Source organism: Bdellovibrio sp. BCCA (genome assembly GCF_037996825.1).
Lineage (GTDB): Bacteria > Bdellovibrionota > Bdellovibrionia > Bdellovibrionales > Bdellovibrionaceae > Bdellovibrio.
On record NZ_JBBNAC010000001.1, the window covers coordinates 676,763 to 692,349 of the forward strand.

Below are 15,587 nucleotides of genomic sequence, written 5' to 3' on the forward strand. Positions count from 1 at the left end.
TATGGGATGCAGGGAGGTTCTGGTGTCATAAAGACCCAGAGTAAAAAGAGGCAGATTATGAGAATCCTTTACGCTCTAATAACAACAATGATGATCGCAATGTTAACTCACCTCGCGTCGGCTCAAGCAGCCATTCCATCCGTGCCGTCTTGCACGATGGCGAGCGAGGGAATTTATAACGGAGCGTGGGTGAAGCACCGTATCGTTGTGAATGAAGACGTTTTGGGCGGCGCAAACGACATGGATTCGATCCTCTCCCAACTTGAAAACTTGCGCACTCAGGGACTTTGCCGCTAAGTCTCGCTTATTTTGTACCGCTGAAAGATTTTATTTCCGAAGATGTTGGAGAAACTCCGTATCGGGAAGGCGGCTTGCAGTAACGAGGCGCCTCTTCATTAGAACAACCGTAGATCGCGCGAATCTTAGGGTGAGCGAAGTATATTTTGTTGATTCTGTCCTTAAAAGACGAATGGACATCTCGCTTATCTCCATAAAAATGTATATCCGTTCGTGTCGCTCCAAAAACCATTTCTTGTTCTAGAAGATCTTTCTTCTCCTGTTGAGTTAACTTTGGATTATCTAAGATGGTCTTAACCATAAGTTCCACCCCAAACCAATCACAGAATGCTTCAGCAATACGATCGGTGCTAAAGCCAAAACAAATTTCGTTTGTACGAGGTTTGCCAACAGGTTGAGCGTAAATCGATTCCGGCGAGCGCAAGCAAGAGACCACCTCTTTAAAAGGATATTTTCCTTCGGCATTGTTCGGCCTCAAGGAAGAATTCATTGTTGCAGTATATTCAAGATTGTTGTTGTAACAGGGATCTATGCGGTGACCTAGCTCGTGGCCAATAACGGAGATATGTGACCGAGAAAGAAGAAGATTTCCTGTACCAATTTCAACCCGGTTTAAGTGCGCCCTAAACTGACCACCTTCGTATGCATTCGAGGCGCCATCATCGAGATCGACATAATCACTGGCTTGCACCTTTAAAGAGCTCACATAGCTCTTATAATTCTCTCTAAGGACCGGATCCAAAATAGTGTCTTCAAGAAATTCATCAGCGGCCTTTTTGGTTAAGCCCGCTTGTTGTGTTAAGTATTCATATACATTTTCTTTCAGAAACGGAGCCGCGCCATTTTCGGGGCTCATGGCCCCATCGGCTGATATAGCACGTATGATTTTTCTTTTTAAATAAGCTTCGGCTGACCCATGATTGGAAGCTTTTTTAAGGAACTCTGCAACACTGGGATCTTCGCTATACTTGCTGTCTAGTTTTGACAACATAAGGGCTTTAGATATTTTTTTCACCGTCATTGATGCATCTGAACAGTCTGCAAGACGACATTGAGCAGGTAAGAGCTTCGCATCTTTCGCCAACTGCATAAATTCTGGATCTTTTGCCAAACGCTCATTGATGAGTTTTGAATTAGCTAAAGCCAATTTCTCTTCATTCAGCGAATTTATCATTTGTTTGCGTTTTTCGGAAACGTACTTGCCGTTAAATTTATTTCTGAAATAGCTCGCAGGATCTTTACAAAATTCAGATTGAGCCAAAGCCAAATTAGAAATCAATGTTGTCAAAATCAATAGAAACTTCATTGTAAGCTTGTCGGAAGAAATGAAAGGCTTCTTTATGCCTTGCACGTCTTGGGTATGGCTTATAAAATAGCCGAACTGTGACCAGACAAGAATATTTATCCCAAATTTGGACAAACTATCCCGCAATGCCTTCTAATTCTAAGGCTGCTGGTCGAATTTATAAAATCGAACGGGACGAGGATTCTTTGAAGTTGGTTCTCCTTCGCGATCAAAAGACTCGAAAAATCCAATTTGAAAAAGCTCCGCCGTATTCAGAGTTTTTGATGGAAGGGGACCTGGTTGCCGTTGTTTCTTCGAACGAAATCGTTCTGCTGGCTCCGCAAAAAAAATCTTTACCTCATCGTCAGTTTGATCCTGAGTTGCTAAAGACTTGGAATGTCTACGTGCAAGGTCTTCGTGATTTTTTTACTTCTCAAGATTTTATCGAATTAAAAACGCCGTCTTTGGTTGTTTGTCCTGGAACAGAACCAAGTCTTGATGTGTTCTCTACGACTTTAAAAGTAGGTTCACGTACACAAAAACTTTATTTGCCGACAAGTCCTGAGCTTCATCTCAAAAAAGCTTTAGCTTTAGGGGCAGAAAAGATTTTTGAAATAGCTCCGTGTTACCGAAATGGTGAAGTCACGGAAAGACATCAGCCGGAATTTTTGATGCTCGAATGGTACAGAGCTTTTGATAATCTTACGAGTATTAAAAAAGATGTGGAAAACCTGGTGCACACTTTGACGAAGCTTCTGAAGGTATCCGGCCCGCGCAGTGTGAAAAGTCATTCGATCGCAGAACTTTTTAAAACCTACAGCGATTTCGATCTTCGCCCTGATACAACAAAAGAAGAACTCAAAAAATTAGCAGAGAAGTTGCAAGTCGACGTGCGCAGTGCCGAAAGCATCGACGATTTTTTCTTTTTGATTTTTATGGAAAAAATCGAATCAAAACTTCCGCCAGAAGATTTGATCTTTGTCGAAAAATACCCCCCTTATCAAGCGGCTCTGGCGCGTTTAACAGAAGATGGGTGGGGAGATCGTTTTGAAGTTTATTGGAAGGGCCTGGAACTTGCGAACGCTTTCCATGAGCTCAATCATCCCGAAATTCAACGTCTGCGCTCAGCCGAAGATTTAGAAAAAAAGAAAGACCTTCGTAAGGAAGTCGTCAGTCTCGACGAAGAATTTTTTGAATGCCTAGAAGCAGGAATGCCTCCTTCAGGAGGCATCGCTCTCGGTGTTGAGCGTTTATTTATGGCAATACTCGGAAAAGAGCGTATCTCAGACCTTCGTCTTTTCCCTTTGTAATCATCATTATCTCTTTGTTTTATTCGTGACCTGTATTGAGAAGAACTCCGTACTTGAGATTCACTTGGATTTTCGTGGAACGAAAGTCCTTCGTGTTTCTGCGTATTTACTTTGGATTTGGAAAGCCTGTTCCGAAGAGATCAATTATGGAACTCATAAAAAGAATGGCACGTCACGGATTGTTTTTAGGCGCACTAATGTTTGGTGCTACGGCACTCGCGACTCCGGGAACTTTAAACTACCAGGGCCGGATCTTAAAATCCGATGGAACCGCGTTGGAGTATAACAACGTGAGCTTCGCGTTTGAGGTTACGAACGAAACTGGCACTTGTGTTTTCTATCGCGAACAACGCAACAACGTGAACATGCAGGGCTCAAAAGGAATTTTTGATATTCCTATTGGTGAAGGAACAAAACTTTATCCAACATCTTTAGGCTATTCTTTGCGCGATGTTTTTAATAACTCTGTTCAACATACCTGCGAAGGAAATACGACTTATACACCGGCCTTTGATGAAGTGCGCGTCCTGCGTGTGCAATTTCACGACGGGACGGGATGGAAGGTCGTCACCCCGAACACGACAATTCGTTCAGTACCCTTTGCCAACTTTGCTTACTCGGCATCTCGAATCGGCGACAAGCAGGCGGCCGATTTTATTTTAAAAAACGCGGTAACATCGTGTACGGCAGGTCAGTACTTAACTTTTGATGGAACAAATTTTACATGTCAAAACGACGCCGGTGGGGCAGGAATGGTGGCAGATATCAATGTCACGGCTCCTCTCACTAAAAGCGGCACCGCTTCAATTCCAACTTTAGGAATTACGACGGGAACAACTGCGGGCACCGTGGCTGCGGGCAATGATGCGCGTTTCACAGACGCTCGTCCTCCCACGGGAACGGCCGGAGGAGATTTAAGTGGCTCGTATCCAAATCCAACAGTTGCAAAAATTCAAGGTGTGGCTGTTTCATCAACGGCACCGACGTCAGGTCATTTTCTAAAATACGATGGGTCGCAGTGGTTAAGTTCTGCGGTTGCAACAAGTGATGTCTTGGGACTTTCAGCGACACTTTCAAATTATCTAACGACATCGGCATTCAATTCAGCTGTAGGCAGTGGCAACTGTGCGGCCCACCAAACTCCCTATTGGAGTTCGGTTTCAGGATCTTTTCAGTGTCAGTCAATCAATGTGTCTTTAGCAGGTGATGTGAGTGGAACTATCGGCTCTGTTTCTGTGAATAAAATTAAAGGCGTAGATGTTGATACAACAGGATTAACAAGTGGTCAGATTTTAAAATACGACGGAACGAAGTGGGCACCGGCTGCGGACTCCAATGCAGGAGGAACTGTTACGAATATCACAACAGGCACAGGGCTTAGCGGTGGTCCGATCACAACGACGGGAACTATTTCTCTTGCGAATACTGCGGTTTCAGCAGGTTCTTATACTAGAGCAAATATCACGGTGGATGCTCAAGGTCGTTTGACGTCTGCAAGCAATGGGGCCGCTGTGAATCTTGCTTCGGAAATCACGGGTGTTTTGCCCATCGTAAATGGTGGCACCGGACAAGCTACGGCTCTGGCGGCTTTCAACGGACTTTCTCCTGCGACGACAAAAGGCGACCTTATCACAAGAGATACAACGAACAACATTCGTCTTCCCGTGGGAACGAATGGACAAGTTTTATCTGCAAACTCGGCGCAGGCGTCAGGACTTGAATGGATTACGCCAACAAACGGAACTGTCACAAATGTCTCTGGAACAGCTCCTATTGTTGTTGCCACTGGCTCGACGACTCCGGCGATTTCAATTAACGATGCGACGACTTCAACAAAAGGTGCTGTTCAAATCGGTTCAGGTCTTTCTGTATCATCAGGAACGATCAGTGCAGATCCATCCACGTTTTCTTCTGCAGTGCCGGTCAGTAAGGGTGGTACAGGCGCAACATCCATGACGGCCAATCGTTTGATTGCGTCGAATGGAACGGGTTCGGCTCTTGTGCCTTTTACTTGTTCTGCGGGTTATGTGATTACCTTTGATGCTACCGGAATGATGATCTGCAGTCCTTTTCCAGATGCTTTTGTTAACGGTGGAAATATTTTCGGCACGACAACAACTTTGGGAACTAACGACGCCCAAAATTTAGGATTTAAAACAAATGGTGTCGTTCGTGCGACTCTTAAGACTGACGGAAGTTTCGGTCTTGGAAATCCCAATCCTTCTTACCCTCTTGATGTCACGGCGTCTTCAAATGCGGCCCGCTTTACTTCGAGTTACAACGCTGGAACTCGCGTGCTATTTGCAAATACGGACACCGGAGGTAAGACGTGGAATTTAGTCTCAACAGGTTCCGCAAGTACGGGTGGAGCAGGGGCCCTTGTTATCGCGGATTTCTCTTCAAGTTCAACGGGACAATTTTCTTTTAGAGGTGATGGAAAACTAGGTGTGGGAACCGTGTCTCCTGCCGCGGCTCTTCATGTTTCAGCGCCCAGTGCTGTTGGAAGAATTTCTGCGAGCGGTCTTAATGAAGATGCGACTTTTCAAATCAATAATGAAATAGAGAACAGTGGTTTTGCGCTCAAACGTTCCGATGTTACAAATACTTTGCAATTCAACTACGAAGCTCCGATTGGAACAACATCAAAACAGATTCTTTCGATGACGAGCTCAGGCTATGTTGGCATCGGTACAACCGCTCCGACTTCCGCTCTGACGATGATAAACAATGCCGTGTCGGATCTTAATGATGATTTTAATATCATGACTTATTCGGATACTTACACGCCGTCGATCTTATTGACGAGATACAAAGGAACTTTGGCGGCACCAACAGCTATTACGGCGGGACTTCTTAGCAGTATTCAAACCAGAGGCTATAATGGTTCTACAATTGCCGAGGTCGCAGGTTTGCGTTTTCTTGCCGAGGAAAACTGGACAACGACCGCAACGACGAATAACGGAGCTCTCTCATTCCATACATCTACGAATGGAGCATCGACAGAAAAAATGCGTGTGACGTCTTCTGGCAATGTCGGGATTGGTATCACGGCACCTCTTGCAACTTTGCATGTGGGAGGAAATATTAAACTTGGCCCCGTGAATCCAGCCAATACGGGAACTTTACCTGGATATGGAAACTATCTTTATTTCCATGGGGGACCTGCACCAGCGACGTCAGACAGTGATGTGACCGATCCGATCTGGATGGCACGTTATAATATTGCAGCTGACCAATCTGAATTACGTGTGAATTTTACGGATAACAATCAAGCGCAAGACGCATTTTCCGTGGGATACACCAATGCCGGAGTATTTAATTCCATGATGCGTGTTCAAGGTGATGGCAAAGTAGGAATCGGTGACACCTCTCCAAGTTACAAACTCGACGTCAACGGCGAGGTGGCAGGTCGTAACGGTCTTGGTTATGTTCTTTATATGGGAGGAGATTCTTCAGGTGATCTTGAAATCGGGACAACCCAGACGTCCAACAATAATTTAGTGTTCTACAATCGGGGCGGTGGTTATGCGATGGACATTATGGCCCGAAATATCACTTACACGGGTTCTTTGAATCCCTCAGATCGCCGTTTGAAAAAAGATATTCATCCATTGCAAAAATCTTTGGAAAATATTTTGAAAATCGAAGGTGTTAGCTACTTCTGGAAAGAGCCTCAGAAATATTCCGAAGGTCTTCAGCGCGGAGTGATCGCACAACAAGTGGAAGAAGTTTTTCCGGATTTAGTAAAAACAGATAAAGCCGGAATGAAAAAAGTGAATTATCTGGGCTTCATTTCGCCGATCATTGAAAGTCTTAAAGAGTTTTATTCGTTGTGGTTCCATGACAGCCAAAAAATCCATCAGGAACTCGCTGAACAAAAATCTCAAATCGCTATTCTGGAAGAGAAAAACAAAGCTCTTGAAAGACACAATGAGGCTTTGGAAAAACGTCTTCAAGCGATTGAAGCGCATCTTCGTCAGCCGACTTCCGTGGGCTCTCATTAAGGAAGCCGTATTAAGGGAATTTCGAGGAAGATCCGCAAAATTCCTTGGTTTTAGTTAGTAAAAATAACAAACAACGCGATCCTAACTTTGATTCTGTGATTTTCTTTATTAAAACCTCTGCATCTTCAATCACATATAAAGAGGTTTTCGATGAAAAAGCTTATCGTTGCGTTATTAGTTTTATCTGCGGCTCCTGCTTCTTACGCAGGGAAAATGAAAGAAATCTGGTCGATGACGAACGAAAGCGTTCTAGAAACATTGGGTTTTGATGAAGGCGCTGTCGCGATTGAAAACCATAAATTCGTGCAAGTCGAAGGCGCAGATCTAGCGATCCAAACAACAGTGCGCGGTTTTTATCGCGTAAACGGCAACGTTCCGACTTATCAGTGCGTGACTGCATTTATAAAAACGAATGATTTTTACGACGTAGTTAAAACAGAGTGCAAATAAATCTAAATTCGAGAAATAAAAAAGGGGCTTAAAAGCCCCTTCGTTTTTTTAGCCTTTTTTCTCTGGCCCGTTGTTGATGTCTTCTTTCAGTTCTTTTCCGACTTTGAAGAATGGAAGTTTTTTCTCGTCGACGTTGATGATTTCACCTGTGCGAGGATTGCGTCCTTTATAAGCACCATACTGACGATTTACAAATGAGCCGAAACCACGGATCTCAATACGGTCATCGCGCATCAATGCTTCCACCATAGAATCAAAAATAGTGTTCACAACGGTTTCAGCTTTTACGCGTGTGATGCCCGCTTTTTCAGAGATTAAATTAATCAAATCCGCTTTTGTCATTTCGGCAGTCCTCAAATCAAGAACATAAGCTTAAAGTATTGATAACACTCCCGATTATACAGAAGTGCGGTGGTCTGACCACCACTTTTCAATAGTTTAACTCAATGCTTCTTATACAAACCTGTGTTCAGAAGGATTTTACGGTAGGCATCAAGAGTCGCCTGGACCATTTTAGGCGTGTCAAAGAGATCGACCACTTTTTGGCGTGCCCGATCGCCGATCTCCTCAGCAGGCATGGTTCCTGAGAAAATTTCGACCAAAAGATTACTCATCGAGTCCACATCGGCAGGTCTCAGTAAAAACCCATCGCGACCGTCTTCAATAATATTAGCAATTGGGGACACTTCCGATCCTAAAACAACCTTCTTTTGTGCCATAGCTTCCAAAGTAGAAGGTTCAAAACCCGTGCTTCTCGAACCCATGTTCACGAAGACATCACCAAGAACGATATAATCCTCAATCTCGGTGGAGGGAACGGCTCCGGTCATTACCACGCGATTTCCCAAAGCCAGATTCAGAACTTGAAATTCGATGTCTTTAAACTTCGGACCATTTCCGACAACGATCAAATAACTATTCGGTTTTTTGATCGCGACTTTTTCAAAAGCCCGCAGCAAAGGCATGATCTCTTGAACTTCCGTCATGTCCGTGATCGTCACAGCGACATGGGCATTCTCTGGAATGCTCAATTTTTTACGAAGCTCTAATGACTTTTCTTTGGGGGTTAAATCACCAAGTTCAATTCCGTAAGGCACAGTGTAAGTGTGATAATCCGGGTAGAGATAATATCTTTCAAGAATGATTCTTTGCTGAGGATTCGTAACGAAAATTCCATCCGCTGTTGAAAGCAGCTGACGATCGCCACCATAGTAAGTCGTCAAAAACTTATAAGTAGTTGCAAGAGCCGTCGTGAGCATACTTCCCAAAGTGTCTTGCTTCATCGCGAGAATCGCAAAAAGTTGCGACATTTGAGTGGCTTCAACGTCATAGGCCATCGCGACTTTCAAATCATCTTTGCGACTGCCAATGCGGTAGCCCGATTTGTCGATACTATGAACAAGATGAAACGGATCTTCTTTATGAAGCTGGGCAAAACGTTGGCGCACAGCCATTTGAAAATTCATGTGAGCCAGGTTTTTTGCGCCTTCATGCAGATAAAAAACTCTCACACCGTCACGAATAACTTCAGGTTTTTTTAACGGAGAAGTCGCTGCCAAAACCGTGACCTTATGTCCCTCTTTGGCAAGCCCGCGAGCGATCGGCCACAAAAATCCATGATCTGTCGCGCGACTTAAAATCGGAAAGCGATGCGAAGTCAGACAGATGTTTAAAGTGTCAGGAAGACGGGATCTTTTGGCCATGAATCTATCTTAGATGATTCAAAGCCTTGTTGTACAGACGATTGAGTTCATTCAAAGACGAATCGATCAAATGACGGTCTTGAGCCAGTTGCTCAGATAAAGATTCAGGAAGTTTAAGGTGAGGCTTGGCCAAAAGTTTAACCAAGTCTTTTTGCAAATGGTGGTGGTTGAGAACCCAGCAATTCACCGTGTTTTTCCAAAGATCCGAATGCACACTCGTTTGTTTCGAATCCAAGATCAAAACAGCATGGCACTGAATGGCGCGCATATAGTATTCAGTCATCTCCACCGGGCTTAAATTTTGGCCCGCAAGCATGAAAGCAGTACTTTTCTCTAGGAGGACTTTGCTTAAATGCGACGGCAAATCGCCAGTCACAGTCCAGTGATGACCGCATTGGAACTCTTCCATCCAGGCGGCAAATCTTTTACGGTCTCGCAAAGACCAGTGAGAGTAGGATCCCCACAAAACCACTTTATACTTTTGCGCCATTGTACGAATGCGGATAAAGCTGTCAGATTCCGGATTGAATTTATTTTCTCTAAACGGAATGACGACGTAAGGCCCCTCAATCAAAAGATTTATGAGCTGATCTTCTTCCTGGTCGCTATACACGCTGACTTTTTTGTTTTCATTTTTAAGGTCCAAAACCGGCGGCAAAATCCCGCGACCTTGGCGAGTGGATCTGACATCCAAACCACGAAGCTGTCCTAAAGCTTCCACTGTAGGACAAGTGATGATGTCACTTTCTTCAATCAAATAACGGACAGGGTTACGACGAGTCAGTCCATGGCGAATATCTAAAAGAGATGTCGTTAGAACACACGTTGGATGCGATTTCGCAAAAGTCGAAAGAATCATTTGCGCGGCATTCATTCTGTCTTCGTCTAAAACCAGATGCAGAATTTGCGGTTGCAGACCAAAAAGGCCGGGAATAATGCGAAGACCTTCAAGAAGGCTCCAGCGTTTGAAATATCCCATGAATTCAATGCCATTTGTATCGTGTTCGGGATTTTCGCCGTGACTGGTAAGGAGAACCACTTCGTGCTGCTGGGATTTAAGAGCTTGCGCCAGCTGCCACGAGGTTGCGTTCACATGTTTACTCACCAGAATTATTTTCGCCATTCAAGTCCTAAGGCTTTATAAATCTTATGAAGGATTTTGCGATTGGCCTCAGGGATGTTTCGGTGCTTCAACTCTTCTGGATGAATCCACTCAAGCATCATGTGGTGCTTGGCCCGAGGCTCGCCCTTCCAGTATAGGATTTCATAAAATAATATGAGGATCCCTACATCTCCGTAAGAATGTGTACAAGCAAGTTTGAGTTCGCCCACTTCGGCTTCAATGCCCAATTCTTCATTGAGCTCACGCGCCAAAGCTTCCTCGGGAGTTTCACCTGTCTCAATTTTGCCACCAGGAAATTCCCATTGGCCTGCAAGAGAGTTGTTTTCGGGGCGTTGACCGACCAAGATTTTACCATCTTTACGCAAAAAGCCAGCGACCACAGGAATCCAATGTCCTTTGCGGATTTTAGATTTTTTAGGTTTTGTCGCTACTGCGCTATCGTCCGTCATTATACCTTCTTGCCACGTCATGGAAAAAACTAGGTCCGTGGAACACAAGTGCAGAATAAATTTGAACAAGATCTGCGCCCATTTGCAATCTTTCAAAGACATCTTCTGGAGTTAGTACGCCACCAACGCTGACCAAAAGCAGACCCTCGCGTTTTTTGCCTAAGCTTTCGACAGCAACTTTTAATGCGCGCTGCGAAAGTTCCTTTAAAGGTGCTCCAGAGAGTCCTCCCTCGGAAGGAAAATGGCAACCCGGAGGACGAGACAATGTTGTGTTTGTTAGCACGAAGCCATCAACACCCAACTCTTGGCAGTGTAAAACTGTTTCTGCCAAAGCCTCATCTCCCATATCTGGAGAGAGTTTCACAAGAACAGGCGTCGGTTCAAAGTGAGAAACACGGTCCACAATCGGACCAATCAAATCACGCAGATTCTCTTTGTTCTGAAGATCTCTGAGGCCTTTTGTATTCGGACTTGAGATATTCACAACAAAGGCATCGGCAAACGGACGGAATTTATCCACGAGTGTAAGATAATCCTGAACCGCTTGATTGTTGGGAGTGTAGCGATTCTTTCCAATGTTAACGAAAATGGGAGTGCGATAGTTGGGAGCATAGAACGCAAGGTTATAGAAAGTTTCATCTGCGCCATGACTTGGAAATCCCATCTTATTCCACATCGCCTGAAGTTTCAGATCACGGTCCATGATCTTTCCAGGATTTGGAGCTTGTGGAAGGGGAGTCACAGTTCCGACTTCAACAAAGCCACAACCCAAAGCCCACCAGTCTTTTAAATTTTCAGCGTTTTTATCAACTCCACCGGCAATTCCCAGGGGATTCGCAAAATACAGATCGCGCCAGGTAAAACTTTTCCAATGCGGAGTTTTTCTGCCGTGAACAAGAGAGTAGATCGGTAAGGCCAGTGAGCTCAGGTCGTGAGCCCACTGGGGTGGTAAAACTAACCAAGGACGCATTATCTTGGATACAATCCTCTGAGAAGCATTGCTTTCTCAAGACGTTGAACAGAAACAGCCATCGCAGCAGATCTCATGTCGACGTTTTTCTCTTTAGAAAGAGCGTAACCTTTATCGAATGCTTTTGTGATAATACCTTTAAGACGGTTGTTCACTTCATCTTCGTCCCAGAAGAACGATGTGATGTCTTGAACCCATTCAAAGTAAGACACGATCACGCCGCCGCCATTCGCAATAACGTCTGGAGCGATGAACACACCGCGCTTCGAAAGAATTTTTGTCGCTGCATTTGTCACAGGACCGTTCGCACCTTCAACGATGATTTTTGCTTGGATCTTTTCAGCATTGTGCGTGTCGATTTGATTCTCAAGCGCGCAAGGGAAAAGAGCGTCACATTTTACTTCAAGCAGGTCTTCATTGCTGATTGGAGTTGCTTTTGGATAACCCTTCAAGAATTTGTGAGCTTTCACGTATTCCATCACTTCAGGGATATCAAGTCCGTCACCGTTGAAGATACCGCCAGAGACGTCAGACACTGCAACGATGCGAGCGCCACGCTCGTGAGCGAATTTCGCTGCGAAAGAACCTACGTTACCGAAACCTTGAATCGCGATGGATGAACCTTTCATGCTCATCTTGCAAACTTCAAAAGCTTTTTCAGCTACGTAAACAACGCCCAAACCTGTTGCGTGGTTACGGCCCAAAGAGCCACCGATCTCAACCGGTTTACCAGTCACAACACCCGGTTGTGCATAGCCACCTTGCTCTTGAGAGTAAGTGTCCATGAACCAAGCCATTGTTTGTGGATCTGTGCCCACGTCTGGAGCTGGGATGTCTTTAGTTGGTCCTACGAAAGGAGCAATTTCAGAAGCATAACGACGAGTCAGATTTTGTTTTTCAGTGCGAGAAAGTTTTGTGGGATCAACAGTGATACCACCTTTTGCGCCACCCAAAGGAAGACCGAGAACAGAGTTTTTGAAAGTCATCAAAGCCGCAAGGCCGACAACTTCAGAAAGGTCTACGTTTTGGTGATAACGGATACCGCCCTTGTAAGGGCCGAGAGTTGGAGAGTACTGAACGCGATAGCCAGTGAAAACTTTTACGCTGTAGTCGTCCATACGAACAGGGACAGATACAGTGATCGCGCGACGAGGTCTTTTTAGACGCTCAAGTACGTTAGGGTCACAGTTGATAATCTTTGCCGCTTCTTCGAGAGTTTGAATAGCGTTTCTGAACAGAGGCCCGTCATACAAGGGCTCAATCTTGTGTTCCATGATATGTGTCTCCTTAAAAATACACTGTGCAAGTCTATTGAAGTAAATACTCAATGTCACTCTGGAAAAAGGTGATGACTCAGTGGTTCTTATTGGCCACAATGGGCCTATGCTTCAGTCTTGTTTTATTACTATTGGTCTTATTCTTGGAGGCTTCTCAGCCCTGGCAGCGACCCCTCAACGAGCCTTTATAGAGCAATTCCAAAGCTCGCGGATCAGTTTTCCCTCCGAAGAGTCAGCTATTCTGGCCGACAGCCCGGGGCGTTATCCCGAGCCTCTGAACTTCATCTTAGAAAGTGTCTTGAGCTGGATTCCTCGCGGAGAGCCGAAACTGATGAGTGCGGCCTGTTCACCAGACACATGGCAAGAGCGCATGAAAGATCCGCGCCTTGCGGGTTCATTGCAGTTGCAAGGAGCCCTCGTTCAGAAATACTTCCAAGAGTGTCGAAGCGAATTAGAGACAGGCGACAACGGTTACTTCACAAATTTAAAAACGATGATGACGATGAAGTATGCGCCACAAACGCATCCTTTTTTACGTCGTGTTGTTGTGAATCTTCCGGGCAATGTAAAACTCAAAGGTCTTTTGGGTTTGAAGGGAGATTTGAAGCGACGCCCTCTTGTGATTGTTCGTTTGGGAATTTTTTCGAATGTCGAAGATTTTAAACCTGAGCGCGCCTGGCTCATGATGCTGTTTGAACAATCGCCGTTCAACGTGCTTTTGCTTGAAAACATGTCGAGTTCTGATTTTGTCGCGAACAACAATCAATTTTCATTCGGCGGTTACGACGAAGGTATTCAAAATATTTTGGTCGCGCGTTTGTTGAGTGATCCCGTTGAGCCCCTTTCTCAGCTTGTCGACAGTGTGCATGTTTTTGGTATCAGTCTTGGTGGTCATGGCGTTTTATTCTCTTCGCTTTTAAACAAATACAATTCTCCTAAGAGTGGGGCGTTGATCAACAGCTTTACGGCTTTGTGTCCCGTTGTGGATCTGAAAAAAACAATGGTGGCTTTAACAGAAGGCGGAGTAAAATCAGCCTTTGTCGATCTGTGGAGTCGCCAGCGTCTGACGGGCCTTGATAAAAAACTTCCAGCGCTTGTGACCTATGACAGTTTTGCTTTTCTTTCTAAGGCCATTTCTGAAATTGCCCGCACTTATCATGGCGGCCTTTCGTATATTTCAAGTGTGCGTTTGCCGCCGGAGATGAAAGACAGCTCTGACTTCTGGGGCTTGAATGATTTTTGGAAGTACTACAAACAAGTTGAACAGCCCGTTTTGATTTATGCAACCGAGCAAGATCCAGCGGTGCCTTTCAATCTCAATTCAGAACTTATTCAAAACAAAGATTTAAAAATCGATAGTAAAAATCTTCGCGTGATTGAATTGCCGCAAGGAGTGCACTGCACGCTTCCGGTTCCCTACGATTGGCACGCAATTACGTCCCTTTTTCAGTCTTACATTCTTTCACACTCTCCCGGATTTAAAATGGTCGAGAGAACTTTGGATGTGGATTTGAGCGACGAAGAGTGGGAGGGATTTTTTGATGAAGGTTCGCGCGTGAAATTTGAAGTGCAAGAGCCTAATAAAAAATCAGGATTTGTGACAATCGAGATGGAAGTCGAAAATGCCAAAGGCAAAGAGAAGTCGATGAACTTAAGTTTGCCATTGTCACAATTTGATTTCCGTTTTTTAAATCCAGAGCTGAGTGCTTCTGAACAAGAGATGATTGTGCGTTGGTTGAATCAAAATCTCAAACTGCGCATTCAACCTAAAAACGGCAAGTACGCTCTTAGAGCCACATGGTCTGTCGCTCAGTAATTAAAATTTTCCTTTTTTTGTTTTTAGTATGTGCAGCCTCGACTTCAGGGGCTGCCGAAGAAAGCAAACCCTTATGGGAGTACGGCTTTGGAGCGGGTTATGCGCAGTATGCCCATTATCCGGCGGCTGATCAGTATGCTCAGCTCTTTTTGCCTTTTCCGACCTTTCAGTATCGCGGTGAAATTTTGCGTGCAGATGATCACGAAGGTGGTCGCGCTTATCTTTTAAAAAATGAAAAGTGGTCCTTGGAGTTTTCCGGAAGTGGTTCGTTGCCGTTGGATTCTTCTGACAATCGTGCTCGTGAAGGCATGGAGAATCTTCCTTTGGTTTTAGAGGCTGGACCTCAACTGGTCTACTCTCAAGATCACGCTTGGGAATTTAAAATCGCTGCATTCCCTTCCATTGTGATCGATGGCGCTTACATTCGCCAAAACGGCGGAAGTCTTAATCTGCAAGCGGCTTATCGTTGGGAAAAAGAAGTGGTAGGTCTTTTTGTAACTCCGCTGGGCTTAAGTGGTATTTTGACATTAAACGCGAAGGCCGCATCTCAAGAATTTCATAAAACTTATTTTGAAGTTTCGGCGAAAGATGCCACAAGTGTGCGATCAAAATATGATGCCGTTGCTGGTTTTTTGGATACACAAGCAACATACTTTCAAAGAATTTCCAAAGGTCGCTTTACTCTTTACGCAGCAGTTTCTTACACGGATTATTCACAATCGGTGAATCGCAAAAGTCCCTTACATCGAGCGGATTCAAACTTTGAATATGGAGTCGGTCTTACTTATGTTCTGGGTGAATCCAAACGTCAGTCTGTTCCTCTTGAAAACACAGAAGGTCTAATCAATAAAGCGATTGAGCGTCGTAAGGAACGCCTCGAGCAGTTTCAGTAAGAAAAAGGTA

At 44.7% G+C, this 15,587-nt stretch carries 13 protein-coding genes; 6 read left to right on the forward strand and 7 right to left on the reverse strand.

Features of this window, described 5'->3' with window-relative positions; all coding sequences use genetic code 11:
• Window positions 1–57: 57 nt before the first annotated feature.
• Complete coding sequence (locus AAAA78_RS03410; RefSeq protein ID WP_340590303.1) at window positions 58–297, forward strand: hypothetical protein; 240 nt, start codon at window positions 58–60, stop codon at window positions 295–297.
• A gap of 7 nt (window positions 298–304) precedes the next feature.
• Here the strand turns inward: AAAA78_RS03410 and AAAA78_RS03415 are convergent, their stop codons facing one another.
• Window positions 305–1,444 (reverse strand): hypothetical protein, encoded by a 1,140-nt coding sequence (locus tag AAAA78_RS03415; RefSeq protein ID WP_340590304.1) that lies wholly within the window; start codon window positions 1,442–1,444, stop codon window positions 305–307.
• A 344-nt stretch (window positions 1,445–1,788) separates the two neighbouring features.
• On the opposite strand from AAAA78_RS03415, the gene epmA reads away from it, so the two are divergent.
• From epmA to AAAA78_RS03430, 3 genes are all read left to right on the forward strand, one after another.
• Entirely contained in the window at window positions 1,789–2,892 is a 1,104-nt protein-coding gene (epmA, locus tag AAAA78_RS03420; protein WP_340590305.1) for an EF-P lysine aminoacylase EpmA, read from the forward strand.
• Window positions 2,893–3,038: 146 nt separating this feature from the next.
• Entirely contained in the window at window positions 3,039–6,896 is a 3,858-nt protein-coding gene (locus AAAA78_RS03425; protein WP_340590306.1) for a tail fiber domain-containing protein, read from the forward strand.
• Between the two features lie 150 nt (window positions 6,897–7,046).
• Window positions 7,047–7,346 (forward strand): hypothetical protein, encoded by a 300-nt coding sequence (locus AAAA78_RS03430; protein WP_340590307.1) that lies wholly within the window; start codon window positions 7,047–7,049, stop codon window positions 7,344–7,346.
• Window positions 7,347–7,394: 48 nt separating this feature from the next.
• Here the strand turns inward: AAAA78_RS03430 and AAAA78_RS03435 are convergent, their stop codons facing one another.
• From AAAA78_RS03435 to AAAA78_RS03460, 6 genes are all read right to left on the reverse strand, one after another.
• Window positions 7,395–7,688: an HU family DNA-binding protein gene (locus tag AAAA78_RS03435; RefSeq protein WP_295905738.1), complete on the reverse strand. Its 294-nt coding sequence runs from the start codon at window positions 7,686–7,688 to the stop codon at window positions 7,395–7,397.
• A gap of 101 nt (window positions 7,689–7,789) precedes the next feature.
• Window positions 7,790–9,049 (reverse strand): glycosyltransferase family 4 protein, encoded by a 1,260-nt coding sequence (locus tag AAAA78_RS03440; protein ID WP_340590308.1) that lies wholly within the window; start codon window positions 9,047–9,049, stop codon window positions 7,790–7,792.
• A 4-nt stretch (window positions 9,050–9,053) separates the two neighbouring features.
• Window positions 9,054–10,154, reverse strand: coding sequence for a hypothetical protein (locus AAAA78_RS03445; RefSeq protein WP_340590309.1), 1,101 nt, complete (start codon window positions 10,152–10,154; stop codon window positions 9,054–9,056).
• Between the two features lie 5 nt (window positions 10,155–10,159).
• Entirely contained in the window at window positions 10,160–10,621 is a 462-nt protein-coding gene (gene mutT / locus AAAA78_RS03450) for an 8-oxo-dGTP diphosphatase MutT (RefSeq protein ID WP_295905764.1), read from the reverse strand.
• Entirely contained in the window at window positions 10,608–11,591 is a 984-nt protein-coding gene (locus AAAA78_RS03455; protein WP_340590310.1) for a quinone-dependent dihydroorotate dehydrogenase, read from the reverse strand. The genes mutT and AAAA78_RS03455 overlap by 14 nt, the downstream gene beginning before the upstream one ends.
• The gene (locus tag AAAA78_RS03460; protein ID WP_340590311.1) at window positions 11,591–12,865 is read right to left on the reverse strand and encodes a Glu/Leu/Phe/Val family dehydrogenase; all 1,275 of its coding nucleotides are present in this window, start codon (window positions 12,863–12,865) and stop codon (window positions 11,591–11,593) included. Before AAAA78_RS03460 ends, AAAA78_RS03455 begins: the two co-directional genes overlap by 1 nt.
• Window positions 12,866–12,974: 109 nt before the next feature.
• Between AAAA78_RS03460 and AAAA78_RS03465 the strand changes: the two genes are divergently transcribed.
• Window positions 12,975–14,684 carry a hypothetical protein gene (locus tag AAAA78_RS03465; RefSeq protein ID WP_340590312.1) on the forward strand — a complete coding sequence of 570 codons (1,710 nt, stop codon included), beginning with the start codon at window positions 12,975–12,977 and terminating at the stop codon, window positions 14,682–14,684.
• 17 nt (window positions 14,685–14,701) lie between these two features.
• Entirely contained in the window at window positions 14,702–15,577 is an 876-nt protein-coding gene (locus AAAA78_RS03470) for a MipA/OmpV family protein (RefSeq protein WP_340590313.1), read from the forward strand.
• Window positions 15,578–15,587 lie beyond the last annotated feature (10 nt).

Bases quoted from the DNA above. Each gene is read 5' to 3' on its own strand.
- AAAA78_RS03430 (WP_340590307.1), top strand. From the start codon at position 7,047: ATGAAAAAGCTTATCGTTGCGTTATTAGTTTTATCTGCGGCTCCTGCT.
- AAAA78_RS03455 (WP_340590310.1), bottom strand. From the start codon at position 11,591: ATGCGTCCTTGGTTAGTTTTACCACCCCAGTGGGCTCACGACCTGAGC.
- AAAA78_RS03460 (WP_340590311.1), bottom strand. From the start codon at position 12,865: ATGGAACACAAGATTGAGCCCTTGTATGACGGGCCTCTGTTCAGAAAC.
- AAAA78_RS03410 (WP_340590303.1), top strand. From the start codon at position 58: ATGAGAATCCTTTACGCTCTAATAACAACAATGATGATCGCAATGTTA.
- AAAA78_RS03425 (WP_340590306.1), top strand. From the start codon at position 3,039: ATGGAACTCATAAAAAGAATGGCACGTCACGGATTGTTTTTAGGCGCA.
- AAAA78_RS03435 (WP_295905738.1), bottom strand. From the start codon at position 7,688: ATGACAAAAGCGGATTTGATTAATTTAATCTCTGAAAAAGCGGGCATC.
- AAAA78_RS03465 (WP_340590312.1), top strand. From the start codon at position 12,975: ATGCTTCAGTCTTGTTTTATTACTATTGGTCTTATTCTTGGAGGCTTC.
- mutT (WP_295905764.1), bottom strand. From the start codon at position 10,621: ATGACGGACGATAGCGCAGTAGCGACAAAACCTAAAAAATCTAAAATC.
- AAAA78_RS03440 (WP_340590308.1), bottom strand. From the start codon at position 9,049: ATGGCCAAAAGATCCCGTCTTCCTGACACTTTAAACATCTGTCTGACT.